This is a genomic window from Lentibacillus kapialis (assembly GCF_014646635.1).
GTDB classification, from domain to species: domain Bacteria; phylum Bacillota; class Bacilli; order Bacillales; family Amphibacillaceae; genus Lentibacillus; species Lentibacillus kapialis.
This window is the reverse complement of sequence record NZ_BMNQ01000008.1, coordinates 37,281-63,047: the sequence shown is the minus strand read 5'-3', so window position 1 is coordinate 63,047 and position 25,767 is coordinate 37,281. Positions and strand designations below refer to the sequence as shown.

The 25,767-nt window shown below is 40.1% G+C and carries 23 protein-coding genes; 8 read left to right on the top strand and 15 right to left on the bottom strand.

What is annotated here, in order from left to right:
• Positions 1–415: 415 nt before the first annotated feature.
• The 3 genes from IEW67_RS05310 to IEW67_RS05300 form a co-directional block, all read right to left on the bottom strand.
• Positions 416–622, bottom strand: a complete 207-nt coding sequence (locus IEW67_RS05310; protein ID WP_188632024.1) for a DUF951 domain-containing protein — start codon at positions 620–622, stop codon at positions 416–418.
• A gap of 15 nt (positions 623–637) precedes the next feature.
• The gene (locus IEW67_RS05305; RefSeq protein WP_188632023.1) at positions 638–1,540 is read right to left on the bottom strand and encodes a mechanosensitive ion channel family protein; all 903 of its coding nucleotides are present in this window, start codon (positions 1,538–1,540) and stop codon (positions 638–640) included.
• Between the two features lie 76 nt (positions 1,541–1,616).
• Positions 1,617–2,642 carry a YkvI family membrane protein gene (locus IEW67_RS05300; protein ID WP_188632022.1) on the bottom strand — a complete coding sequence of 342 codons (1,026 nt, stop codon included), beginning with the start codon at positions 2,640–2,642 and terminating at the stop codon, positions 1,617–1,619.
• Positions 2,643–2,726: 84 nt separating this feature from the next.
• Between IEW67_RS05300 and yyaC the strand changes: the two genes are divergently transcribed.
• The gene (gene yyaC, locus IEW67_RS05295) at positions 2,727–3,353 is read left to right on the top strand and encodes a spore protease YyaC (RefSeq protein ID WP_188632021.1); all 627 of its coding nucleotides are present in this window, start codon (positions 2,727–2,729) and stop codon (positions 3,351–3,353) included.
• A 392-nt stretch (positions 3,354–3,745) separates the two neighbouring features.
• On the opposite strand, the gene IEW67_RS05290 is transcribed toward yyaC, so the two are convergent.
• The 12 genes from IEW67_RS05290 to rpmH form a co-directional block, all read right to left on the bottom strand.
• Complete coding sequence (locus IEW67_RS05290; RefSeq protein ID WP_188632020.1) at positions 3,746–4,450, bottom strand: DUF554 domain-containing protein; 705 nt, start codon at positions 4,448–4,450, stop codon at positions 3,746–3,748.
• Positions 4,451–4,480: 30 nt separating this feature from the next.
• Positions 4,481–5,635 carry an aminotransferase class V-fold PLP-dependent enzyme gene (locus IEW67_RS05285; protein ID WP_188632019.1) on the bottom strand — a complete coding sequence of 385 codons (1,155 nt, stop codon included), beginning with the start codon at positions 5,633–5,635 and terminating at the stop codon, positions 4,481–4,483.
• Positions 5,636–5,930: 295 nt separating this feature from the next.
• Positions 5,931–6,770 carry a ParB/RepB/Spo0J family partition protein gene (locus IEW67_RS05280; RefSeq protein WP_188632018.1) on the bottom strand — a complete coding sequence of 280 codons (840 nt, stop codon included), beginning with the start codon at positions 6,768–6,770 and terminating at the stop codon, positions 5,931–5,933.
• On the bottom strand, positions 6,751–7,524 hold the full coding sequence (locus IEW67_RS05275) for a ParA family protein (RefSeq protein WP_188632017.1): 774 nt from the start codon (positions 7,522–7,524) through the stop codon (positions 6,751–6,753). The genes IEW67_RS05280 and IEW67_RS05275 overlap by 20 nt, the downstream gene beginning before the upstream one ends.
• A gap of 209 nt (positions 7,525–7,733) precedes the next feature.
• On the bottom strand, positions 7,734–8,594 hold the full coding sequence (noc, locus tag IEW67_RS05270) for a nucleoid occlusion protein (RefSeq protein WP_188632016.1): 861 nt from the start codon (positions 8,592–8,594) through the stop codon (positions 7,734–7,736).
• 247 nt (positions 8,595–8,841) lie between these two features.
• A complete protein-coding gene (gene rsmG / locus IEW67_RS05265) occupies positions 8,842–9,558 on the bottom strand; it encodes a 16S rRNA (guanine(527)-N(7))-methyltransferase RsmG (protein WP_188632015.1) in 717 nt (238 codons plus the stop codon).
• 19 nt (positions 9,559–9,577) lie between these two features.
• Positions 9,578–11,464 (bottom strand): tRNA uridine-5-carboxymethylaminomethyl(34) synthesis enzyme MnmG, encoded by a 1,887-nt coding sequence (mnmG, locus tag IEW67_RS05260; protein ID WP_188632047.1) that lies wholly within the window; start codon positions 11,462–11,464, stop codon positions 9,578–9,580.
• Positions 11,465–12,008: 544 nt separating this feature from the next.
• The gene (gene mnmE, locus IEW67_RS05255; protein ID WP_188632014.1) at positions 12,009–13,385 is read right to left on the bottom strand and encodes a tRNA uridine-5-carboxymethylaminomethyl(34) synthesis GTPase MnmE; all 1,377 of its coding nucleotides are present in this window, start codon (positions 13,383–13,385) and stop codon (positions 12,009–12,011) included.
• Positions 13,386–13,908: 523 nt separating this feature from the next.
• The gene (gene jag / locus IEW67_RS05250; protein WP_188632013.1) at positions 13,909–14,523 is read right to left on the bottom strand and encodes an RNA-binding cell elongation regulator Jag/EloR; all 615 of its coding nucleotides are present in this window, start codon (positions 14,521–14,523) and stop codon (positions 13,909–13,911) included.
• Positions 14,520–15,284: a YidC family membrane integrase SpoIIIJ gene (gene spoIIIJ / locus IEW67_RS05245; RefSeq protein ID WP_188632012.1), complete on the bottom strand. Its 765-nt coding sequence runs from the start codon at positions 15,282–15,284 to the stop codon at positions 14,520–14,522. Before spoIIIJ ends, jag begins: the two co-directional genes overlap by 4 nt.
• 102 nt (positions 15,285–15,386) lie before the next feature.
• Positions 15,387–15,731 carry a ribonuclease P protein component gene (gene rnpA, locus IEW67_RS05240; protein WP_188632046.1) on the bottom strand — a complete coding sequence of 115 codons (345 nt, stop codon included), beginning with the start codon at positions 15,729–15,731 and terminating at the stop codon, positions 15,387–15,389.
• Positions 15,732–15,797: 66 nt separating this feature from the next.
• Complete coding sequence (rpmH, locus tag IEW67_RS05235; protein ID WP_188632011.1) at positions 15,798–15,932, bottom strand: 50S ribosomal protein L34; 135 nt, start codon at positions 15,930–15,932, stop codon at positions 15,798–15,800.
• Positions 15,933–16,492: 560 nt separating this feature from the next.
• Between rpmH and dnaA the strand changes: the two genes are divergently transcribed.
• The 7 genes from dnaA to gyrA all read left to right on the top strand — a co-directional run bounded on the left by dnaA (position 16,493) and on the right by gyrA (position 25,647).
• Entirely contained in the window at positions 16,493–17,845 is a 1,353-nt protein-coding gene (gene dnaA / locus IEW67_RS05230; RefSeq protein ID WP_188632010.1) for a chromosomal replication initiator protein DnaA, read from the top strand.
• 183 nt (positions 17,846–18,028) lie between these two features.
• Entirely contained in the window at positions 18,029–19,165 is a 1,137-nt protein-coding gene (gene dnaN, locus IEW67_RS05225; protein WP_188632009.1) for a DNA polymerase III subunit beta, read from the top strand.
• A 184-nt stretch (positions 19,166–19,349) separates the two neighbouring features.
• Positions 19,350–19,574, top strand: a complete 225-nt coding sequence (yaaA, locus tag IEW67_RS05220) for a S4 domain-containing protein YaaA (protein ID WP_188632008.1) — start codon at positions 19,350–19,352, stop codon at positions 19,572–19,574.
• A 15-nt stretch (positions 19,575–19,589) separates the two neighbouring features.
• A complete protein-coding gene (gene recF, locus IEW67_RS05215; protein ID WP_188632007.1) occupies positions 19,590–20,702 on the top strand; it encodes a DNA replication/repair protein RecF in 1,113 nt (370 codons plus the stop codon).
• 15 nt (positions 20,703–20,717) lie between these two features.
• Entirely contained in the window at positions 20,718–20,996 is a 279-nt protein-coding gene (gene remB, locus IEW67_RS05210) for an extracellular matrix regulator RemB (RefSeq protein ID WP_188632006.1), read from the top strand.
• A gap of 155 nt (positions 20,997–21,151) precedes the next feature.
• Positions 21,152–23,077, top strand: coding sequence for a DNA topoisomerase (ATP-hydrolyzing) subunit B (gene gyrB, locus IEW67_RS05205; RefSeq protein ID WP_188632005.1), 1,926 nt, complete (start codon positions 21,152–21,154; stop codon positions 23,075–23,077).
• A gap of 59 nt (positions 23,078–23,136) precedes the next feature.
• Positions 23,137–25,647 carry a DNA gyrase subunit A gene (gene gyrA / locus IEW67_RS05200; protein ID WP_188632004.1) on the top strand — a complete coding sequence of 837 codons (2,511 nt, stop codon included), beginning with the start codon at positions 23,137–23,139 and terminating at the stop codon, positions 25,645–25,647.
• Positions 25,648–25,767 lie beyond the last annotated feature (120 nt).

Below are 25,767 nucleotides of genomic sequence, written 5' to 3'. Positions count from 1 at the left end.
GTCAGTCATTACAATTATAGATATAAGGTATTAAAATGACAAGCCGTAAAAATGCAAAAATAAGCATTCAAAGATGCTTATTTTCACCGTGTGTTTCACTAAAATTCATATTGTCATCCATAGTGTTTAATAAAACAAACAATTATAGCGTCTAAACCGAATTTCGGATAAATTTTAGAAAAACTTGGCATTCGCCTCGTCTTATAGCGAATGCCGAAGCTTTTCTTATAAGGTCAACCATTTTATACTTTCTGACGTTATTAGAAAACTTGGCTTATCGCCAAGCTTTAATGGCGAAAGCCTTAGTTGCACTTATGAAGTAAGAAATAATTTAAACCTTCTTAACTGCTAAAAATATATAACGGGATTCGTCGCGTTCACAAACCAAAATCAAAATCCCCGCGCCCCGGACTATTCAGCTTTCTTCTTCTACAGCGTGTTCAAGAACCTTTTTCATTTTTTTCGCAAACTCTTTACGAGGGATCATCACACTATGACTGCATCCCATACACTTTATCCGGATGTCCATACCCATGCGGATAATTTTCCATCGATTTTCACCGCATGGGTGCGGTTTTTTCATTTGTACAATGTCATTTATACCAAATTCCTTGTCCGCCATGCTTTTTCTCCTTTCTCACATTTCCCGCTGCCGGTCAACTTCTTGTGAATCATGCTCCTGATTCCGCGAATACATAATAAGACGTGGCGCCGGAATCTGTATGCCTTCTTTATAAAGTACTTCTTTAATCTCTTTCCGGATATTTCTGGCGCCTTTCCATTGATAAGAAGGCAATGTTTCCGCAACAACCCGAAGCACAAAGTGGGATGTATCCAATGCCTGTACTCCGAAAATCTCCGGCACTTTAACAATTTCTTCATGTTTATCAGGCAGTGTACTGATAACGTCCCCGATTATTTCTTCAGCAGCTGCAACGTCATTCTCATAAGGCACATTCACATCAACTATAGCAAGTCCATTATGAATTGAATAATTGGTCACCTGCGTTACGTTTCCGTTCGGAACAACATACTGCTCACCAGTCCAGCTCTCAATTTTGGTTGTGCGCATTCCGATTTCTTCAACATACCCTTCTACTCCGGCGGTAAAAATATAATCTCCAACGGAAAACTGGTCTTCAAATATAATGAAAAAACCTGAAATGATATCCCGTACAAGATTCTGTGCACCAAAACCGATGGCAAGACCTGCTACACCAGCGCCTGCCAGCAAAGCACCAACATCAAAACCGAATGCGTCATCCAGCACCATGATAAATGCAACGAAATAGACGGTATATTTCATTGAATTTTGAATCAGCTTCTTAATGGTGACTTCACGTCTTTCGGTAATACGTAATGGGCCTCGAGTTCGGCTTTCAAAAATTCGGCCGATGACTTTATTTCCGATTCTGACGATAACCAGAGCAATCACGATAATTGCAATTGCTTTAAATAATACTTCACCAAGTCCAAGCCAAAGCTTAGGTCCAGTTATATAATCCCATAAATCAACAAACTCACCATTTACAAAATCCAAAATAAAACCTCCGACAACTCAACTATATATATATTGATTTTACAATATCCACCCCATTATTAAAAGAGAAGTGAAATCACACACGTCTGTTTTCTTTCCCATTCCACAATGGATAAAGAAGTAATCGTGTCAGCACATATAAATTTAAAATACCATATACCGGATAAATATAGTTAATGAGTGCGGAAAACCCAACGGTCGTTAATGGTATCATCGGAATGATAACTGCTGAAGCCAATATCCAAACCGGTGCATTCCAGCGGTTTTGGATTCTAGTCACAATGCCAAGTACACCTGATGCAGCAGTTGTGAAAATTGCAAACCACAAAAGAATTGATAAAAAAATAAGAATTTCAACCGGATAATGCTTCAATATAGCAAATAATGGGATTTCATATAATAGCAGTTCATCTGCAATTTGTATCAAACTGTTATTATAAATAAAGGATATAGTGCCTAATATCAGCCCACTGCCAATTGCTGCAACATATATTTCCTGTTTTGATTTGATCTTATTGCCAATCGCCCCCAAGACAGCAATGAGTGGCAGTATATTCAATGCTGTAAACGGGAAAGCTGCTGTCCAATTCCGTTGTTCATGCAGATGAGCCCATACATTCAGTCCTTGATCATTGATAAATAATAACAAAATATACAGCAGCCCGCCAATCAATAACGGCAGTATAATTTGATTCATAGCCAAAATGCCGTTAATATCTCTTAAAAATAATGCAATTAGACAGGCTGTTATAATCAATACCCCCCACCAGTAGGATAAATTAAATGCTTGTCCGGTCGCACCGCTTCCTGCAATCATAACTATTGTTGTCGTCGTTAAATATAGGAAAATCATGACGTCATACACCTTTGTCAGCTTGTCCCCAACAATAGCGCGCAGTACCGGTAAATAATCACTTGATTCTTTTTTATAGCTTACATACATAATGACATAGCAGGACACCGAAAAAAATATGGCAAATAAAAGAATAGCCAGTCCGCTTTCATGGCCGAAAAATTGCCATAATTCCCGTCCGGAAGCATAACCAGCTCCAATTGTTGTCCCGATGATTAAAAACATCCATTTCAGACCAGATCGCATCATTGCTTCTCCTCCATTAGGTTTATCAGGTATAGATTGATATTTTTTTCCGTATACTAATACCAATATGTTTGTGGAGGAAAAGCTATGAATCTGATGAACCGTTTCATTTCAAAAAAAGAAAAACTTCAACTCAATTATATGAACCCGGATCTGCTTAGCAAGATGAATCAACGCATTATCTCCTGGTTGCCGGAAGCACCGAAAGAGTACATTGTCGTTTGTATTGGGACAGACCGGTCGACAGGTGACGCTCTCGGGCCTTTAATCGGTTCCTATTTGTCAGAACTTGAGCCAAGGTACTTACACGTATATGGCACATTACCGGAACCTGTTCATGCCACAAATATACCACATTACATTCAACACATTTATAAGCAACACCCAAATGGATTTATTATTGCAGTAGATGCTTCTTTGGGAAAAGCTGCTTCAGTCGGTAGCATCATTGCTGATATCGGTTCGTTGAATCCCGGAGCAGCTTTAAATAAAAGCCTTCCTGCCATTGGTGATATCCATCTTACCGGCGTTGTTAATATCAGCGGATTCATGGAATTCACTACATTACAGAATACACGCCTCTCCCTTGTTGTTAATATGGCAAAGCGTGTTGCGGCTTTATTAGAAAATATTGACAGGCAATTAACACACACAGCAACATTTCCCGCAGTTATTGCACCCGAAAAACAGCCACCAATGGAAAAAGAAATATAAAAACCCCTGCCCGAAACGGCAAGGGCTTTCATATTGACTGTTTTTCGTTGTTATTTAATCCCGCAGCAACATACACATGCTCGTCAACCTAATAAGAACTGGTGGTCTCTTGATTTGGCGCTTCTTGGGAGTCACTAAATCTTTGTTCACCTGTTACCTGCTTGTAACAGCTCGCTCAGAGTACCCGCCGAAAAGTGGTTTCCTTTTTCGAGGAAAGTGTTCTTTGCTTCCCGGGGAGGCTGAGGTCGTGTCCATGAAAAGCGAAGTGTATTGCCTAACCGTCTTAAACGCTTCTCGTATTCAGAATGAAAGAAGCCTTACACTATATCGTATTTCAACTGCAAGAGTAAAACCTAACGAATGATACAAAAAGCTTAAAAATCAGCTTCATCTTAAAACAACAAATAAATGTAATAGACGACTCCAACCGTCACAATTGCCGGAAGTAAATTACCGACTCTTATTTGAACAATTTTTAATAAATTCAAGCCGATAGCCATAATCAGTAGACCACCGACTGCTGTCAGTTCCCCAATAAGTCCATTTAAAATTGATTCAGGTATCCATTGATTAATATATGTCGCAAGCAAGGCAATCGTACCCTGATAAATAACAACCGGAATAACTGACAAAACAACACTGAATCCGAGTGTTGTTGTCAACACAAGAGCAACAAAACCATCGATGACTCCTTTTGTTATTAGCACTTCATGGTCTCCGCGCAAGCCACTATCCAATGCACCGATAACTGACAAAGCGCCAATCACAAAAACGAGTGATGCTGTGATAAATCCTTGCGCAACACTAAAATTATCATTTGTAGTCGTAATTTTACTGCCTATCCAGTTACCCATCCGGTTAAGTCCTTCTTCAAGATGTACGAATTCGCCTATAATAGCACCGGTCAATAAACTTAGTAACACAACAATAATCGATTCCGTTTCCAATGCCATCTGGACGCCTATTAAGATAACCGCCAGTGAAATGCCATGCATGACTGTTTCTTTATATCGTTCCGGAATTTTCGTAAAAAAGACTCCAACCAGACTTCCTGCTATTATACAAAGCGCATTAACAATCGTTCCAAATAGGGCCATTAGTCCATCTCCATCTTATGATCTTACATCTTACAAGGTTTTATAAGATTCTGCGATTTCTTGTATAACCTGCAAAAACTGCACAACTTCTTCTTCTGTATTATACATGCTAAAACTAGCCCTGACGACACCTTGTTCAGTTGTGTTTAACGTTTCATGTGTCAAAGGACTGCAATGAAGCCCCGCTCGGACAGCTATATTATAGTATGAATCAAGGATCATTGCGATCTCCTGGGATGGAATATCTGAAACATTAAACCCCACAATGGGCATACGTTCTTCCTGAATATCAGGCCCATAGCATGTGATTCCTTCAATCTTCTTCAGGCCTTTCAATACGACCTGACTCAAAATTGTTTCACGTGGAACATTTTCGGCATCACGTGCCTCATATGACTTCATCGCAGCGTTAAGTCCTGCGATACCCGGCGTGTTTAATGTTCCACTTTCCAGCTTTTCAGGCCACTGTGACGGCTGATCAGGACTTTCGGAAAAATAGCCGGTCCCGCCGTGATTCAATGGGTATAAATCGATGTCACCTTCGACTAACAACATGCCTGTCCCTTGAGGACCTAATAACCCCTTATGGCCCGGAATAGCCATCATGTCGATTCCCGCGTTTTTCATATGCAGCATTTTGTGCCCGGCGGTCTGTGATGCATCAACAAGTAAAGGTATATCATGCTGTTTGGCAGATAATGCAATTTTTTCAACAGGAATAACAGCTCCAGTCACATTGGAAGCATGTGTTGCTGCAATTAGTTTGGTTTCAGGTTTAATAGATTGTTTAATCCGATGCAAAAAACTTGTCTCATCCCCACACCAAGATACATATGTAATGTTTAGACCATACTGCTTTTTAAGACTTTCAAGTGGTCTTCGTATCGAATTATGCTCAAAAGTTGTTGCAATAATATGGTCTCCCTTGACCCATGACATTCCTTTTATTGCCTGATTCAAAGCAGCTGTTGCATTGTGATAAAACAATACTTTCTTGGGGTTGCTGCAACCAAAAATACGAGATGCGGTTTCTCTGGTTTCAGATATTAGATTTGCCGCTTTTTTAGCTAATTTATGGCCGCCTCTACCAGGATTGGCACCTATCTCATTTAATGCATAGAGCATCGCTTCCCCTACTGCCGATGGTTTGGGATGAGACGATGCTGCCTGATCAAAATATATCATATTTAACATCCTTTTATTATTGGACTAGAATAGAATCACGCGGCATTCGCCCGTCTTATAGCGAATACTGACGTTTCTTATAAGGTCATCCATAATTTATACTTTCTGATGTTATAAGAGGTTGTTCAAAAAGTCCGGTAAACATGACACTTCGAATTTCTTCGTTGGCTTGTTTCTCCGCTGCTCGAAACTGCGCCGTCTCGAACTTCTTGGTCCTTTTTATCCTCCTTTTTGAACACGCACTATAAAGAAAAAGACTGACCATTTTTCGCTCATAGAGTCAGTCTTTCCTTCATTATTTTTCCAGCGTGTCCAATATACGATCCAAATCTTCGTTTGAATAAAATTCAATCTCAATTTTACCTTTTCGTTTTCCCCGATTGATAGAAACTGCTGTACCCAGTCGGTCACGCAATACAGACTCATATTCTTGTAAAAAGATATCTTTCTTTGGTTTTTCTTTCTTCTTAGACGGTTTCTCATTCATCTGCGTAATCAATTGTTCAACCTGGCGCACATTTAATTTTTCATGGCGGATTTTATTAACAAGCGGAATCACTTTATCTTTATCTTTTACACCAAGAAGCGCCCGACCGTGCCCCATTGACAACTCACCGTTGTTAATATAGGCTACCACTTGTTCCGGGAGCGAGAGGAGACGGACAATATTCGCAATGTGAGACCGGCTTTTCCCGAGGCGTCTCGATAATTCATCCTGTGTAATGCCGAGTTCATTCATTAAGTTCTGGTAAGCATACGCTTCTTCAATAGCTGTTAAATCTTCACGCTGTAAATTTTCCAGCAGGGCTACTTCCATCATTTTGTCATCTGATAGATCTTTAACAACAGCTGGAATTGTTTTCAAATCCGCTTCTTTAGCAGCGCGAAAACGCCGTTCCCCAACTATGATTTCATAGCCTTTGATACTTTTTCTTACGATTAACGGCTGGACAATACCATACTCTAGAATTGAATTCTTTAATTCTTCAATAGCATCTGCATGAAAGGTTTTTCTCGGTTGATAAGGATTTGGACGGCACTCATTCACGGGAATTTCCTGAATAATGTCATCCGTCTCTTCTTCAAGTTCAGGCGGAAAAAACGCATTAATTCCTTTACCCAACCCTTTCGCCATTACCGACCACTTCCTTTGCTAATTCAAGATATACTTCAGCGCCCTTTGATTTCGGATCATACTTCAGAATAGGTTGTCCATGACTTGGCGCTTCTCCCAGGCGAATACTTCTCGGGATGACTGACTGATATACTTTATCCTGAAAATACTTTTTAACTTCCTCAATAACTTGGATGCCCAAATTCGTCCGTGCATCAAGCATTGTCAACAAAACACCTTCAATCATTAGCGTCTTATTCAGGTGTTTTTGGACTAATCGGATCGTATTCAATAATTGGCTTAATCCTTCCAATGCATAATATTCACATTGAACAGGAATAAGCACCGTATCTGCTGATGTCAAGGCATTAATGGTAAGAAGACCTAAAGAGGGCGGACAATCAATAATGATATAATCATACTGCTCTTTAAGGTCTTCGAGTGCCTTTTTAAGTCGAACTTCACGTGAGATTGTAGAAACGAGTTCAATTTCAGCACCCGAAAGTTGAATAGTTGCAGGTATCATATCCAAATTTTCAATTTGAGTCGGTACACAAACTTGTTCGGCAGGTAAATCTTCCACCAAAACATTATAGATACACTGATCCATGTCGGCTTTGCTGATACCTAAGCCACTGGTAGCATTACCCTGAGGGTCAATATCAACGACCAGCACTCTATTTTTTAGTTGAGCAAGACCTGCACTCAAGTTTACTGCTGATGTTGTTTTTCCAACGCCACCCTTTTGATTAGCAATGGCTATTATTTTTCCCATGTTGTCACCTACCTAACATCTATAGTTATATTCTATCACTTTTTTAAACAAGCACCTATTAAAAAGATATTTTTTCAAAAAACTAGCTACAATATATAGATTAACAAACCATTCCAAGCTCTTACTGCTTTGTAGAATTTATGGATTTAAAAACCACCCATCTTAAGCCTTTAAAAGATGAATGGTGTTTTAGTATATGATGGTATATATTAATTCTTCTTTGGTATTTTAATTGTTATTTGATAAAACTCATCAAGTTCCTCTTCATTTGTCTCTACATCGATTCCTGTATCAGAAACCATATTCAGAGATTGGCGGATTGTATTCATGGCGATTCGGACATCCTTGTTAACACCCTTCCGCTTAGGCTTTTTTTTCATTTGTTTTCCTTCAGGCTGGTTCATTTTCTCTATCTGTTCTTCAGTCTGCTTTACATTTAAATCGTTACCCAGAATTTTTTTTAGCATTTCCTCTTGTTTTGCTGGGTCATTTATTTTAATTAATGCCCTTGCGTGTCTTTCTGTTATTTGTTTATCCAATACTGCATTTTGCACTTGTTCAGGAAGCTTTAACAACCTTAATTTATTGGCGATGGTTGACTGATTTTTTCCGAGCCGCTGTGCTAGTGCCTCCTGTGTCAAATCGTGCAGTTCCAAGAGCCTTGCATAGGCACTAGCCTCTTCAATTACTGTTAATTCTTCACGCTGTAGGTTTTCAATTAACGCAACAGAGGCAATTTCAGTATCTGTCATGGTGCGGATGATCGCGGGGATTTTTTCCCATTCTAACGTTTGTGCTGCCCGCCATCTGCGTTCTCCAGCAATAAGCTCATATTTTTCTTCATTTTCCAGCCTTCGGACAACTATTGGCTGAATCATGCCATGTGTCAGGATTGTTTGGGCCAATTCGCTTATTTTTTCTTCATTGAACACAGCTCTTGGCTGGAATCTATTTGGTTCTATTTTTTCAACAGCAATTTCGGTTACCTCATCCGGATGGTAGTTTTCTTCCTCTGGTACGGATTCATTTTTACCGCCCATACCAAAAATTCGGTTTAAAGGCCTTACCACCACCTAACACCACCTTTATAATCATGTTCTTTCACTACAAACCTGCTGAATTCCCTATTAAATAACGAAAAAGTCATATATCATCACAACTAACATTGTTCCACGTGAAACAATTTATGAAGGCTATTATTTTTTGAGGAAACTTATAATCCATCAATCCGGCAAATCCTATTGTTATTTTATCATATATATTTCTGAATGAGTATGAAATCACCAAATAATCTTTCAGGTTAACAAATAGAAAAGGCTAAGTAATCGGGCTTTTATTTGGCAAACCCGGCTTTCGCGGATATTTCTTAGGTGTAATTCGGTTTTTATGTATAGATATAATAGACCGCTCACTATTTTCTTCAGGTAAGCGAAATGTATGCATTTTATCCAGCTCGCCACCTAATACGTTCACGGCATTTTGACCATCATTTAACTCATCTTCAGCCTGAGATCCTTTCATCGCGATAAACCAGCCATTTTTCTTTGTGAGTGGCAAACATAATTCACTCAATACTGACATACGGGCAACGGCCCGGGAAGTGACAATATCAAACGATTCCCTGAATTGTTTTTTCCTTCCAAAATTTTCAGCTCGATCATGATAAAAAGCAACATTTTTAAGACTCAGTTGTTCTCCCAATTGATTTAGAAAATTAATCCGTTTTTGCAATGAATCGACTATGGTCACACTTATGTCGGGAAAACATATTTTAAGCGGGATACTGGGGAACCCTGCCCCAGCACCCACATCACATATCATCACGTTTCCTGTAAAATCGTGATAAAATGCAGCTGAAATAGAGTCATAAAAGTGTTTCAAATACACATCTTCTACGCCTGTTAAAGTGGTTAAGTTTATTTTTTCATTCCACTCCACCAGAATTTGAAAATAATCAGCAAATTGCTCTTTTTGTTTTTCATTCAATTCAATTCCCTGTTCACTTAAAGCATCGACAAATTGTTCTGATTTCATGAAATGGCTCCTTAAGCAGTTAGTTGGCTACACGGGCAACTTTTCCTTGCTCAATATACACAAGCAGAATGGATACGTCTGACGGGTTAACCCCTGCTATGCGTGATGCTTGACCGACGGATAGTGGACGTACCTTTTTAAGTTTTTCCTTTGCTTCATAGGCAATGCCGTCTATATCATCATAATCAATGTTATTTGGAATTTTTTTATTTTCCATTTTTAGCATACGATCCACTTGTTCATTCGCCTTTTTAATATAGCCTTCATATTTGATTTGGATTTCAACCTGTTCTTTGACAATATTGGGCAAACGGTTATCTGTTTCAATGACATCTTCCAGCATATGATACGTCACTTCTGGACGCTTCAGCATATCATATGCTTTCACGGCTTCTTTTAATTGTGAACCGCCGGCATTTTCCAACATTTGCTGAACAGGCTTTTCCGGTTTGATAATTATTTTTTCAAGCCGTTTCTTTTGCTGCTCGACAAGACGCTGCTTCTCAATAAATTGATCATGACGTTCGTCAGTTATTAAGCCGTAGTCATAACCAATTTCAGTTAAACGCAAGTCAGCATTATCATGACGCAACAATAGCCGGTATTCAGCTCTGGATGTCAGAAGACGATATGGTTCTTTGGTTCCTTTGGTAACCAAATCATCTATCAGAACTCCAATATATGCGCGAGATCTATCAAGAATCAATGGCTCTTTGCCGACTATTTTTGCTCCGGCATTAATACCAGCCATAATTCCTTGTGCTGCCGCTTCTTCATAACCTGAGGTACCGTTAATTTGACCAGCTGTAAACAACCCTGGGATATTTTTCACTTCCATTGTTGGCCATAATTGTGTCGGAATAACTGCATCATATTCAATGGCATATCCACCGCGCATGATTTCAGCATTTTCCAGTCCTGGCACTGTTTTCACCATATCATGCTGAATATATTCGGGAAGTGATGTTGATAGGCCTTGAACATATACTTCCTCCGTATCCCTTCCTTCGGGCTCAAGAAAGACCTGATGACGGGGTTTATCATTAAACCTGACAATCTTATCTTCAATTGACGGGCAGTAACGCGGTCCTGTGCCCCGCTTCATACCGGAATACATAGCAGACGATGACAAATTATCGTTAATGAGCCGATGTGTAAATTCATTCGTATACGTCAGCCAGCACGGAATCTGATCTGTAATATATTCTGTCGTTTCATATGAAAAACTTTGTGGCTTTTCGTCTCCCGGCTGAATCTCAGTTCTGGAATAATCAATTGAGTGACTGTTCACGCGCGGCGGAGTTCCTGTTTTAAATCGTGTAATATCCAATCCAAGCTCCTCAAGGTTTTCGGAAAGTTTGATGGAAGCCCGCTGGTTATTTGGTCCACTCTCATATTCAAGATCACCCATCAACACTTTGCCACGCATAAATGTGCCAGTTGTCACAATGACATTATCAGCATAGTAAACTGCTTTTGTCTCTGTAATAACCCCTTTGCATTCACCATCTTCCATGACCAGTTCATTGACCATGCCTTGTCTGAGAGTCAGGTTTTCCTGATTTTCGAGTACATGTTTCATTTCTTTGATATACAGCGGTTTGTCTGCTTGTGCTCGCAATGCTTGAACTGCGGGTCCTTTCCGGGTATTTAGCATGCGCATCTGGATATATGTTTTATCGATAACTTTAGCCATCACTCCACCCAGTGCGTCAACCTCACGAACAACAATACCCTTTGCAGGTCCGCCGAGTGACGGATTACACGGCATAAAAGCAACCATATCAAGGTTCAGTGTCAGCATTAACGTTTTTGCGCCCATTTTTGCTGCCGCAACACCTGCTTCTACACCAGCGTGACCGGCACCAATAACAATTACATCATAGCGTCCAGCATCATATACCATCATTTTCACCCTTTCTGTTTTTGTAATATATCATCTAAATCGCGTTCAGCAAACTGCTCAGAAAAGCTTCTGAAAGGTTTATTTTATCCCTGAAAACTCTGCTCTTATTTTAGCTTTTTTCTAAAAGGTTGTTGTTTATGACGTTAAATCCATAAACTGCGACGTAAGTGTTAATGGTTGAGTACTATGAAAGCGCTCCAGCAGATTACTTCGCTTTCTGTGGGCACGGCTTCAGCCTCCTCGCGGAAAACCAATGCTGCGGGGTCTTCAGACACGTGCTTTTCCCACAGGAGTCTTCGTAATCTGCCTACGCTGATGGTGGTCTTTTAATTAAATATTTCAATGGTCCTGAGAATTATTCGGTCACATTTAGCGGAGGAAATACACTCCTCCGTGGAAAGCGGCGTGTGTTTCCGGAGCGGTATTATAGCACTCAAATATGGTTTCATAGTATGTCGCAGTTTATATCAACTGCGAGAGTTAACAAAGAGCAACAAAATTGACAAAAAACCATACTAATAAAAAAACGAATTTAACACCATTCTTATTTGCCTAAGCAAAATTGTGAGAATAACTGATCAATTAAGCTGTCACTGGCTGTATCACCTATTATTTCGCCCAAAAACTCCCATGTACGAGTGACATCAATCTGGACGATATCAAGCGGCATTTCCATATCAAGACTGCTCATGGCATCTTCCAGTGCTTCCTTGGCCTGTTTGAGCAATTGAATATGACGGATATTGGAAACATATGTCATGTCACCTGTATCAATATCACCAGCAAAAAAAGTCTCGGAGATAGCTGATTCCAATTCATCAATTCCTTCTTCTTTAATTAGGGAGGCAGTTATGACCGGTTTGTCCTCGGCAAGTTCATTTACCTTTTCTAAATCAAGCTTTTGTTCCAAATCCATTTTATTGATGATTACAATATAGTCCAATCCCTGTGCTGCTTTAAATAGTTTTCGGTCCTCTTCAGTCAATTCCTCATTATAACTTAAAACAAATAAAATAAGATCTGATTGTTCCAGTACTTTTCGTGACCGATCAACACCAATTCTTTCCACAATATCTTCTGTTTCGCGGATTCCAGCCGTGTCAACCAGTCGCAGCGGGACACCGCGGACATTGACATACTCCTCAATTATATCACGAGTTGTTCCGGGAACTTCAGTCACAATCGCTTTATTTTCCTGAACCAGGGTATTCATCAATGAAGACTTACCCACATTCGGCCGTCCAATAATGGCAGTGGACAATCCCTCACGTAATATTTTTCCTTGTTTGGCAACTTCAAGCAAATGCTCGATTTCAGCATGTACCTCTTTTGATTTTATACGCATCATCTCGTGTGACATTTCCTCAACATCGTCATATTCCGGGTAATCGATATTCACTTCAACATGTGCAACTGTTTCAATCAATTGCTGTCTGAGGCGACCGATTAATTGTGAGAGCCGTCCATCCATCTGTTTCAGTGCAACTGACATGGCTTTATCGGTTTTTGACCGAATCAAATCCATAACCGCCTCCGCCTGAGATAAATCAATTCGCCCGTGCAAGAAAGCGCGTTTGGTAAACTCACCTGGTTCTGCTATCCGCACACCTTGTTCAAGAATGACTTCGAGCACACGATTAACGGCGACCATGCCACCGTGACAGTTAATTTCAACAATATCCTCACGTGTAAATGTCTTTGGCGCCCGCATAATCGTGACCATCACTTCTTCAGCAATTTCATTTGTATTGGGATCAATGATTTTTCCGTAATGAATCGTATGCGAATCTACATCGTGCAGATTTTTCCCCTCAAACAGTTTCGCGGTAACCGGGATTGCTGCCGAACCACTCAAGCGAACAATTGAAATTGCCCCTTCGCCAACAGGGGTGGATATTGCTGTAATCGTATCAGTCTCCATTACCTCACCTCCATTCTACGTCATTTATTATCTATATCAATTGGATTTATTTTTTCTTTCACTAATACAATAGAATATCATATAATCAATTAAAAATAAACTTGTCCACAGCGATAATAAAGGGATCGATCAAAATCCATCTATCCACATGTGGATAGATGGATTCAGTAAGCCCCGCGAGATACTTAAGCCATTTCTATTATCTATTTCCTTTTTAGTGCATGTTCAAAAAGGAGGATAACAAGGACCGAGAAGTTCGAGGCGGCGCAGTTTCGAGCAGCGGAATGTATGCATTTAGATACATGAGCCGCGGAGAAACAAGCCAACGAAGAAATTCGAAGTGTCCTTGTGCCGGACTTTTTGAACAACTTCTTTTAATGCCTCTTATACAATAAGCACAAGATAAGCTTCGGCATTCGCCTCGTCTTATAGCGAATGCCGAAGCTTTCCTTATAAGGTCATCCATCATTTATACTTTCTGACGTTACAAAAAAACCTCCGTAATCCGGAGGTTTTTATTTTACTATGGTTTTATGACAATGTAACGGTACGGCTCTGCGCCTTCAGAACTAGTTATTACGTGCTCATTCGTTTGCAATGCGCTATGGATGATTTTTCGTTCAAATGCGGGCATTGCCTCGAGTTCTACTGTTTTATTAAATCTTAACGCCTTATCAGCCATTTTATGTGCCAACGATTCAAGTGTTTCTTTCCTTCTGCCACGATAGCCTTCCGCATCAACGCTAACTGTATAATAGTGATCCCCATCCTTATTCAAGACAAGGTGCACTAAATATTGGATCGCATTCAACGTTTGTCCGCGCTTACCGATCAATATAGCAATCTTGCCACCTGACAGATCAAACGTGATATGATTTTCAGAAAACGTTGTTGTTACGTTGGCGTCAACATTCATTTTTCCGATTACGTCACGCAGGAACTTCTCGGCCTCCTCAATCTGATTTTTTTCCATTGTTACCTTAACATAGGCACGCTTGGAACCAAATACACCCAGAAGCCCTTTTTTTCCTTCATCAATCACTTCAACTTTAACATGGTCTCTTGTGGTGTCTAACTGCTCTAATGCTGATTGGACCGCTTCATCAACCGTTTGTCCGCTAGCAGTTATTTCTCTCACTTTTTGTCTCCCCCATTTTTATTATCATTCATCATCGGTTTACGAATGAAAATCGTCTGGGCAACCATGAATACGTTACCTACTACCCAGTATAACGCTAATGCTGCCGGGAAGAAATATGCAAAGACCGTAATCATGATCGGCATCACATACATCATGACCATCATTTGCGGGTTTTGCCCCGCGGGACTGCCGGCCATCATCAGTTTTTGCTGGAAAAACGTCGCTGCACCGGCAATCAGTGGCAAAATATAATCCGGTGATCCCAGTTCAAACCATAGGAAAGTATGGGTTTGGATTTCGGGTGTCCGTCTTATGGCATGATACATTGCAATCAGAATCGGCATTTGCACAAATATTGGTAAACACCCTGCAAGCGGGTTCACACCATGTTTTTGGAATAACTGCATCGTTTCCTGCTGCAGTTTTTGCTGTGTATTGGCATCTTTTGAAGAATATTTTTGCTGAATTTCTTTAAGCTCAGGTTGTATTTCCTGCATCGCTTTTGAACTTTTCAGCTGTTTAACGTTTAATGGCAGCAAAATCAAACGCACAATAATTGTTACAATGATTATAGCTAATCCATAACTTCCATTGAACAATCCTGCAAAGTAAGTAATCACTTGCGATAGTGGCCATACAAAATATGAATTCCAAATTCCAGTACTCTCCGGAGTAATCGGTTCTGTTATATCCATGCATCCGGAAAGAAGCGCTAATAACCCGAATAAGGCTACTAGCAACCAAATCTTATTACGCAATTTATTTCCTCCTAACAAGCGAAAAACAACCTATGTATAAAACCTAATAGTTATTTTACCATTAATTCAATAGAAGATTCCATATATAATCAAAAAAGCCCACTATTTTTTTAACAATAGCCTTTCCTTGGACAATAGATGAACTAAACTTTTTTTAACTTCATGAAAATTCATCTGCCTCGTTGGATGACGCGCAATGATAATAATATCTTTTGTTGGCTTAATACAGCCTTCCAGCTCAAGAAACGCCTGTCGCAGATAACGTTTAATACGATTCCTCATGACAGCATTTCCAATTTTCTTACCAACAGACAAGCCAATACGAAAATGCTCCTGTCTGGGTTTTTCTATATAGTATAGAACGAGCTGCCGGTTTGCAAACGACTTGCCATGTTTAAACACATACTGGAATTCTTTATTGTCTTTTATCCGGTATATTTTTTTCAATTCGATCACCTTCACCATTCATCTTTCCACTATAGTGGAAAAAAGACCACTGATAATGTCAGTGGTCTATGCAGACAATACTTTTCTTCCTTTACGACGACGCCGCTTCAGTACTTGGCGCCCCTCTTTTGTACTCATTCGTTTACGGAAGCCGTGTACCTTTTTCCGCTTACGAGTATTCGGTTGAAATGTTCTTTTCATTTATCATACACCTCCCTGAGGAATTTAAACATAACATTCATATTTAAAGGCAGTCTTTGACATTATAAAGAAAAGCAATTCTGTCTGTCAACTTTTCTTTTCACAATTTTTATCCACATAATCCTGTGACATTTTTTCAGACAAACTTTTTTTATTCACAACACATATCGACAATTCACTCACAAAATATAGTGGTGTGGATAAAAAATGTCTACAAGCAATTGTTATTGTGGATAAGTATCGAAAAAGCGTTGCATGGTGCTTTTTTATTTGGTATTATAATTGTGTTCAACATGTGTAATAAATGATTTTAGGAATATGTTTTCCACAGAGTGTGGATAACGTGTGGATATTTTTACACACCTTTGTTTATTTAACTATTAACATCAGTGTGGACAACGTACATAACCCTAAATTTATGCTGCAATGGCCACACTTAAGCATCCACAACCAAATATGTATCCATTTTTAACAGAAAACCTTTCCGTCTGTTCCTGTCAGAATATGAACCGCGAAAGGGTTTTTCTATCATCTATTAAGGATGAAAGGGGTGAAGAAAATTGGAAAATATCGATGAATTATGGAATGCAGCGCTTGAAAAAATTGAAGAGAAAATAAGCAAACCCAGTTTTGAAACATGGCTAAAGAACACAAAAGCCCAATCTATAAAAGAAGACACACTAATTATTCTAGCCCCAAATGAATTTGCACGTGACTGGCTTGAAGGTCGATATACTAAACTGATAGATGAAATTCTACTGGAGATAACAGGTGCCCATTTATCGACACGATTTATCGTTCCGGATTCTAATGATTCGGCAGATAACGAGGATAACGCTCCAAAGAAAGTTCCTATCGAAAATAATAATGGCGGAACAAATCATACCAAAACGATGCTGAACTCTAAATATACCTTTGATACGTTCGTTATCGGATCCGGAAACCGCTTTGCACACGCTGCATCCCTTGCTGTGGCAGAGGCCCCTGCAAAAGCGTACAACCCGTTATTCATTTATGGCGGTGTCGGGCTTGGCAAAACACATTTGATGCATGCCATCGGTCATTATGTCCGGGACCACAATCCGGAAGCAAACGTCGTCTATTTAACATCCGAAAAATTTACGAACGAATTCATCAATGCGATTATGGACAATAAAGCAACCCAATTTCGAAATAAGTACCGCAATATAGACGTTCTATTAATCGATGATATTCAATTTATCGCCGGAAAAGAATCAACTCAGGAAGAATTCTTCCATACATTTAACGCTCTACATGAAGAGAACAAACAGATTGTCATATCGAGTGATCGGCCTCCAAAGGAGATTCCGACACTTGAAGACCGGCTGCGCTCTAGATTTGAGTGGGGACTGATTACAGATATTACACCGCCGGATCTGGAAACGCGAATTGCCATATTGTCAAAAAAAGCAAAAGCAGATGGTCTCGATATACCAAATGAAGTAATGCTTTATATTGCCAATCAGATTGATACCAATATTCGTGAGTTGGAAGGCGCATTAATACGGGTAGTTGCCTATTCCTCGCTTGTTAATCAGGATATTGACGCTTCACTAGCAGCAGATGCACTGAAAGATATTATTCCCAGCAGCAAACCACGTACTATTACCATTCAAGGTATCCAGGAAGCGGTCGGGAAAAAATACAATGTCAAATTAGAAGATTTTGCAGCGAAAAAACGGACTAAGTCTATCGCTTTTCCTCGACAGATTGCGATGTATCTATCGCGTGAACTAACAGATTTTTCATTGCCTAAAATTGGTGAGGAATTTGGCGGAAGAGACCACACCACCGTTATTCATGCCCACGAAAAGATTGTAAAAATGATGGAAAACGACACACTGTTACACCGGGATATCGAAGAATTAAAAGAAGAGATGAAATCACTTTAATAGATTTTCACTGTTAATCATGTGAATGAAAAAAACAAACATATAAACAGTTTATCAACATGTGTATAACTCCATTGGTGTGGAATTTCTAAAGATATCCACAAAATCACAGACACTATTAGTAGTATTATTATATATTTATAAAAAAATAATAATATGTATCCAAAAGGAGAATTAAAGTTCATGAAATTTATCGTTCAGCGTCAGCAATTGATTTCAAGTGTCCAAAATGTCATGAAAGCTATCTCATCCAAAACCGCTGTTCCGATTTTGACAGGAATGAAAATTGACGCGACAGCTCAGGGTATTACTTTAACCGGAAGTGATTCAGATATTTCAATTGAATCGTTTATCCCTTCAGAGGAAGACGGTATGGTAAATGTTGAACAGATTGAACCAGGCAGTATTGTAGTACAGGCGCGCTATTTTCCTGACATTGTGCGGAAACTCCCGGATAATACAGTCGAAATTAAAGCTGATGAAAACTTTAATATGACCATTCAATCAGGCAAGGCAACGTTTAACCTGAATGGGCAAGATGCCAGCGAATATCCACAGCTTCCTGTTTTACAGACAGACAACAATCTTGAAATCCAGTCTGACTTGCTGAAAAATTTAATCAAACAGACCGTTTTTGCTGTCTCAACGATGGAAACACGGCCTATTCTCACTGGTGTTAATATCAAAATCGAGAACGGTAAATTGCTTTTTACTGCTACAGACAGTCACCGGCTGGCACTACGCAGTATTCCGCTGGAAGATGTGACATTAAATTTACCAAGTATCGTCGTGCCAGGTAAAAGCCTGAACGAGTTGAATAAAATTCTTGACGATAAAGGTGAGAAGGTGGAAGTTAGTGTTACAAATAACCAAATTATGTTTCGTACAAAACATTTAAATTTCCTGTCTAGAATACTTGATGGCAATTATCCGGAAACATCCCGGCTAATTCCGGACCAGAGCCAGACAGAGCTTCATGCTAAAACAAAAGAATTAATCGATACTATTGACCGCGCATCTTTGCTTGCCAGAGAAGAACGAAATAATGTTGTTAAATTAACGACCCAGCACAACCAAATTTTGCAAATTACTAGCAATTCACCTGAAGTCGGTCAGGTCGCCGAAGAAATTACAGCGGAGTCATTTGAAGGCGAAGATGTGAAAATTTCATTCAGTTCAAAATATATGCTTGATGCCTTGAAGGCCATAGATAGTGATGAGATCGTTATTAAGTTTACCGGAGCAATGCGCCCATTCATTATTCGTCCAATTGACGATGATTCTATTTTGCAGCTGATTTTACCAGTGAGAACTTATTAAATAGGATAATGAGGAATCGGCTTATTCGCCGATTTCCTTCTTCTTCCATTCCCCGGATATCTGTATTTTCCGCTGATTTTATAATAATTAAGGTATCTTTCCTTTCCATAGCATCAAATCTTTAGTAAAATAGATAAGAAGTACAACAAACGTCAATCAATAACTGTAAAGTCTGGTGATCAGCATGCATGAACCTGAAAAGATACACATTGAGACGGATTATATCCTGCTTGGTCAATTCATCAAATTGTTGAATGTACTGGATTCCGGTGGTATGGTAAAAGCCTTTTTGCAAGATCGGGGAGTGCTGGTGAACAGTGAACCCGAGCATCGAAGGGGAAGGAAACTTTACCCGGGCGATGTGATCAAAATGGAAGATATAGGGACTTATGTTGTCACACGGGATTAATCAAGGGAAATTCGCATGAACATTGAACAATTGCAACTAAAAAACTACCGTAATTACGAAAAAGTGGATATTTCCTTCAACGACAAGATAAATGTGATTATTGGTGAAAATGCCCAGGGAAAGACCAATGTGATGGAAGCCATATATGTACTTGCATTTTCAAAGTCACATCGCACACCAAGGGAAAAGGAACTGATTAAATGGGAGCAGGAGTATGCTAAAATAGAAGGCAGGATCACAAAGCGGAACCAGACAATCCCCCTTGAAATCATTTTGTCGGCAAAAGGGAAAAAAGCAAAATTAAATCATATTGAGCAACGGAAATTAAGCGATTATATCGGTGCATTTAACGTCGTCATGTTTGCCCCTGAGCATTTATCACTTGTAAAAGGATCACCACAGACAAGAAGACGATTTATCGACATGGAACTTGGGCAAATTCAGCCCACATATATTTATCATCTTGGACAGTACCAGAAGATTTTAAAGCAGCGGAATCACTTGCTGAAACAGCTACAGCGTCGGGAGGTACAGGATAAAACAATGCTGGATATATTGACAGATCAATTGATTCAGCATGCAGTCATCTTGTTGGAACGCCGATTTATTTTTCTTGATTTGCTCCGGAAATGGACCAGCCCGGTTCATCATTCGATCAGTCATGGTACAGAGAGGCTTGAAATCAGCTATATTCCTACAGTTGAAGTATCAAAATCGGCAGATAAGGAAACGATAGAAAATATATATACCAATAAATTCCATGAATTAAAGAATAAAGAGATAGAACGTGGTACAACGTTAATCGGACCGCACCGGGACGATATCGTTTTTTATGTCAATGATAAAGATGTTCAGACTTATGGATCCCAGGGGCAGCAGCGAACAGCAGCGCTATCGGTGAAACTAGCGGAAATTGAACTTATCTGCAATGAAGTAGGCGAATATCCTGTTTTACTTCTGGATGATGTATTAAGTGAATTGGATGATCAGAGACAATCTCACTTGCTAAATACAATTAAAGGCAAAGTTCAAACGTTTGTATCGACAACGAACGTTAATGGCATCAATCATGAAACATTGCAGGAAGCGCAACTGTACCGAGTAGAAAATGGTATGATTGAGACATGATTGTGGAGGAATTCGATGTTTATCCATATTGGCAATGATAATGTAATCCAGTCAAAAGACGTCATTTCCATTATCGATCACAGTGTTGTAACATCTTCGGGAATAATGGCTAAAATGATGGAAAATGCCGTAAAGCAGCATACACTAATTGGTCCAACTGACGAAATAAAGTCAGTTGTTGTTACGAAAGAGAACATTTATTACAGTTCCTTATCCGTCTCAACACTGAAAAAGCGAGCCAGTATGATTTCGACAATCAGCAAATTGGATGACTTTTCAGATGAAATAGAGTAAATCATGAAGGTCTATTCAGACCTTATAAGAAAAACGTCGCTCTCGCTATAAAGCAAGAGGAGTGACGCGTTTTTCTAAAAGTATGCAAAAACTTTGGTCCTCGCTGCCTGAGTGAGCTGAGACATAAGTTTTTCCAGGAAACGTGGGTGAAAAAAATGTCAGCAGAGAGAAAAGTTTCAAATGAACAAGCTTATGGTGCCGATCAGATTCAAGTACTGGAAGGTTTGGAAGCAGTGCGTAAAAGACCTGGCATGTATATTGGCACGACCAGTGAAAAAGGACTCCACCATTTGGTGTGGGAAATTGTCGATAACAGTATAGACGAAGCACTTGCCGGTTACTGCGATAAAATACAGCTCATTATTGAAAAAGATAATAGTATAACTGTCATTGATAACGGTCGCGGTATTCCGGTTGATATACAGAAAAAGACGGGTAAGCCTGCACTCGAAGTCATCATGACAGTATTACATGCTGGTGGAAAATTCAGTAATGACAGTTATAAAGTGTCCGGCGGGCTGCATGGTGTTGGTGCATCAGTAGTTAATGCCTTGTCCAGCAGTCTTGACGTTTACGTACACCGTGATGGAAATATTTACTACCTTGGTTTCAAAAAAGGTGTACCACAGGGAAAGATTGAAACAATTGGTGAAACAGATATTACTGGAACTAAAACACAGTTCAAACCTGATCCGAATATTTTTGTCGAATCGACAGAATTTAATTTTGAGTTACTTGAACAACGTGTGCGCGAGCTTGCTTTTTTGAATAAAGGAATCATGATCTCACTTGAGGATAAGCGGACAGATCATGAGCCCGTCGAATATCATTACGAGGGCGGCATTAGTTCATACGTTGAATATATTAACCGTAACCGTGAAGTGCTCCATGAGCCATTTTATTCAGAAACTGAAGAAGAGCAGATTATGGTTGAAGTGGCGATTCAATATAACGATGGATTTGTCAGCAATATTTATTCGTTTGCGAACAATATTCACACATATGAGGGAGGTTCGCACGAATCGGGCTTCAAGTCCGGTCTGACACGGGTTATTAATGATTACGCACGTAAGAATAACATGTTTAAGGAAAATGACCCGAACTTGAGTGGTGATGATGTTCGTGAAGGCTTGACAGCTATCATTTCCATTAAGCATCCAAATCCGCAGTTTGAAGGGCAGACAAAAACAAAACTCGGAAACAGTGAAGTGAAAAAGGTAACGGATTCAGCATTCAGTGAAGCTTTTTCGAAGTTCTTATTTGAAAACCCCGATGTGGCAAAAATTGTTGTTGAAAAAGGTCTGATGGCATCACGCGCTCGTCTCGCTGCTAAAAAAGCTCGTGAATTGACGAGACGCAAAAGTGCGCTTGAAGTTTCCAATTTACCCGGAAAACTTGCTGACTGCTCATCAAAAGATGCAAGTATCAGCGAGCTCTATATTGTTGAGGGTGATTCTGCCGGCGGTTCAGCTAAACAGGGCCGGGATCGGCACTTCCAGGCTATTCTTCCATTACGCGGCAAAATATTAAATGTGGAAAAGGCACGTCTTGATAGAATTCTATCCAATAGGGAAGTTCAGGCAATGATTACGGCAATGGGGACCGGTATTGGTGAAGACTTTGATATTACGAAAGCCCGCTACCATAAAGTCGTCATCATGACCGATGCTGATGTTGATGGCGCGCATATCCGCACTTTATTGTTAACCTTTTTTTATCGCTATATGCGTCCTTTAATCGAACATGGCTATATTTATATCGCCCAGCCGCCACTGTACAAAATCCAACAAGGAAAGGCTGCTCATTATGCATATGACGATACCGAAATGGAACGTCTTCTGAATGAGCTTCCGAAATCGCCAAAGCCGGGTCTGCAGCGCTATAAAGGACTTGGCGAAATGAATGCCGAACAGCTGTGGGAAACCACTATGGATCCTGAGACTCGTACATTGCTTCAAGTGGGGCTTTCCGATGCAATGGATGCCGACAATATTTTTGATATGCTTATGGGTGATAAAGTGGAACCACGCCGGAATTTTATCGAAGAAAATGCCCAATATGTCCAGAACCTCGATATTTAGTGAAACGTTCTGATATGAAATAGATTGGAAGCAGGCAGGAAGATTTGGAGGTTTTGTTAATGGCGGATGAACAACGTCCCAGTGTTCAGGAAATTAATCTTAATCAGGAAATGCGCACATCTTTCCTTGACTATGCAATGAGTGTTATCGTATCACGGGCATTGCCGGATGTGCGAGATGGCATGAAACCCGTCCACCGCAGAATACTGTATGCCATGAATGATCTTGGAATGCATGCAGATAAAGCATATAAAAAATCTGCACGTATTGTCGGTGAAGTCATCGGTAAATATCATCCGCATGGTGATTCTGCTGTCTATGAGTCGATGGTACGTATGGCACAGGATTTCAGCTATCGCTATATGCTTGTAGACGGTCACGGCAATTTTGGGTCTGTAGACGGTGATTCAGCAGCAGCTATGCGTTATACAGAAGCACGTATGTCAAAAATTTCCATGGAACTATTGCGTGATATCACGAAAGATACGATTGATTTTGCGGATAATTATGATGGAACAGAACGAGAGCCGGTAGTTTTTCCTGCCCGCTTTCCGAACTTGCTGGTTAATGGTGGAGCCGGTATTGCAGTGGGTATGGCAACTAACATACCGCCTCACAATCTTGGTGAAACAATCGATGCGGTGTTGGCAATCAGCAGAGATCCTGACATTACGATTAATGACTTAATGGATAACTATATTTATGGTCCTGACTTTCCGACAGCAGGTGAAATACTTGGCAGAAGTGGTATCCGCAAAGCATATGAAACCGGAAAAGGTTCTGTGACGATTCGGGCTAAGGTTCATATTGAAGAACAGCCAAGTGGCAAGTCAACTATTATTGCGACTGAATTACCCTACCAAGTGAATAAAGCAAGATTAGTTGAAAAAATCGCAGACCTTGTGCGTGATAAACGGATTGATGGTATCACTGATTTGCGCGATGAATCGGACCGGAATGGTTTACGTGTCGTCATTGAACTGCGTCGTGATGCGAATCCAAACATTGTCTTAAACAATTTATATAAACACACAGCTCTTCAAACGACATTCGGTATCAATACGTTGGCATTGGTTGATGGGCGTCCGGAAGTGCTGACCATTAAACAATGTCTCGAACATTACCTGGAACACCAGAAAGATATTGTTAAACGCCGCACTGCTTTTGAATTGCGGAAGGCCGAAGCACGTGCGCACATTCTGGAAGGTCTGCGCGTAGCATTGGACCACTTGGATGAGGTTATTTCGCTTATCCGTAACTCAAAAACAACTGATATCGCCCGGGACGGACTAATGGAGAATTACGGTCTGAGTGAGAAACAGGCACAGGCCATTCTGGATATGCGGCTGCAGCGTCTGACAGGTCTGGAACGCGAAAAAATTGTCAATGAATACAACGACCTTCTCAAACAGATTGATGAACTGAAAGCTATTTTGGCTGATGAAGAAAAAGTATTGGATATTATCCGTGAAGAACTAAGAGAAATAAAAGAAAAATATAATGATCAGCGACGGACGGTGATTGTTTCCGGCGGAGCAGATTTTATAGAAGATGAAGATCTGATCCCAGAGGAAAATGTAGTCATTACGCTTACCCACCAAGGCTATGTCAAGCGCCTGCCTGCATCGACATACCGGACACAAAAGCGCGGTGGCCGTGGTATCCAGGGCATGGGAACAAACGATGATGACTTTGTTGAACACCTGGTATCCACGTCCACTCATGACACTATCCTTTTCTTTACGAATAAAGGGAAGGTATACCGTGCCAAAGGATATGAAGTACCTGAGTTCAGTCGGACTGCCAAAGGCATACCGATTATCAATCTGCTGCAGATCGAAAAAGATGAATGGATTAATACGGCTATTTCAGTATCTGAATACAGTGAGGATTATTACCTGTTCTTCACTACAAGATACGGGTTATCTAAACGTACTCAATTGTCACAATTTGCCAATATACGAAAAGGCGGATTAATTGCAGTTGGATTGCGGAAAGAAGATGAGTTGATTTCGGTCAGGCTTACTGACGGTACAAAAGATGTAATGATGGGTACCCAAAATGGTTATCTTATCCGTTTTTCAGAGGAGCAGGTTCGCTCAATGGGCAGAAATGCAGCAGGTGTACGTGGTATTTCACTGCGGGATGATGATGAAGTAGTATCTATGGAGATACTGGATGAAGACTTACAGATACTCCATGTCACCAATAAAGGTATCGGGAAAAGGACCCCTGAGGATCAATATCGTAAAACAAATCGTGGTGGAAAAGGTATTTTCACTTGTAAACTATCGGATGACAATCATGTTGTGGCGGTTAAAGCTGTTACAGGTGAAGAAGACCTTATGCTCATCACGGCAGCCGGCGTGCTCATCCGCATTTCGGTTGAAGGCATTTCCCAGACCGGACGGAATGCCCAAGGTGTCAAACTGATCCGCTTACAGGAAGATGAAGAGGTTGCAACGGTTACAAAGATAGATAAAGAAGAACCGGAGCCAGAACCTGAAGAATCCGATCAAACTGAAACCAATTCAGGATTAGCGGATGATCAGAAAAATGAAGAATTATAACATGTTAAATCATTCAACAAGTGACCCACAACGGATTAGGCTTCGATTCGTTCTGGGTTACTTTTTTTGAAAAGATCAGAAAAGTATAGAGCGACTGAGTTTAGCCTCACTTGAGGGTTA

Bases quoted from the DNA above. Each gene is read 5' to 3' on its own strand.
- IEW67_RS05310 (WP_188632024.1), bottom strand. From the start codon at position 622: ATGGCGGACAAGGAATTTGGTATAAATGACATTGTACAAATGAAAAAA.
- IEW67_RS05300 (WP_188632022.1), bottom strand. From the start codon at position 2,642: ATGATGCGATCTGGTCTGAAATGGATGTTTTTAATCATCGGGACAACA.
- yyaC (WP_188632021.1), top strand. From the start codon at position 2,727: ATGAATCTGATGAACCGTTTCATTTCAAAAAAAGAAAAACTTCAACTC.
- IEW67_RS05290 (WP_188632020.1), bottom strand. From the start codon at position 4,450: ATGGCCCTATTTGGAACGATTGTTAATGCGCTTTGTATAATAGCAGGA.
- IEW67_RS05285 (WP_188632019.1), bottom strand. From the start codon at position 5,635: ATGATATATTTTGATCAGGCAGCATCGTCTCATCCCAAACCATCGGCA.
- IEW67_RS05280 (WP_188632018.1), bottom strand. From the start codon at position 6,770: ATGGCGAAAGGGTTGGGTAAAGGAATTAATGCGTTTTTTCCGCCTGAA.
- IEW67_RS05275 (WP_188632017.1), bottom strand. From the start codon at position 7,524: ATGGGAAAAATAATAGCCATTGCTAATCAAAAGGGTGGCGTTGGAAAA.
- rsmG (WP_188632015.1), bottom strand. From the start codon at position 9,558: ATGAAATCAGAACAATTTGTCGATGCTTTAAGTGAACAGGGAATTGAA.
- mnmG (WP_188632047.1), bottom strand. From the start codon at position 11,464: ATGGTATATGATGCTGGACGCTATGATGTAATTGTTATTGGTGCCGGT.
- mnmE (WP_188632014.1), bottom strand. From the start codon at position 13,385: ATGGAGACTGATACGATTACAGCAATATCCACCCCTGTTGGCGAAGGG.
- rpmH (WP_188632011.1), bottom strand. From the start codon at position 15,932: ATGAAAAGAACATTTCAACCGAATACTCGTAAGCGGAAAAAGGTACAC.
- dnaN (WP_188632009.1), top strand. From the start codon at position 18,029: ATGAAATTTATCGTTCAGCGTCAGCAATTGATTTCAAGTGTCCAAAAT.
- yaaA (WP_188632008.1), top strand. From the start codon at position 19,350: ATGCATGAACCTGAAAAGATACACATTGAGACGGATTATATCCTGCTT.
- recF (WP_188632007.1), top strand. From the start codon at position 19,590: ATGAACATTGAACAATTGCAACTAAAAAACTACCGTAATTACGAAAAA.
- remB (WP_188632006.1), top strand. From the start codon at position 20,718: ATGTTTATCCATATTGGCAATGATAATGTAATCCAGTCAAAAGACGTC.
- gyrB (WP_188632005.1), top strand. From the start codon at position 21,152: ATGTCAGCAGAGAGAAAAGTTTCAAATGAACAAGCTTATGGTGCCGAT.
- gyrA (WP_188632004.1), top strand. From the start codon at position 23,137: ATGGCGGATGAACAACGTCCCAGTGTTCAGGAAATTAATCTTAATCAG.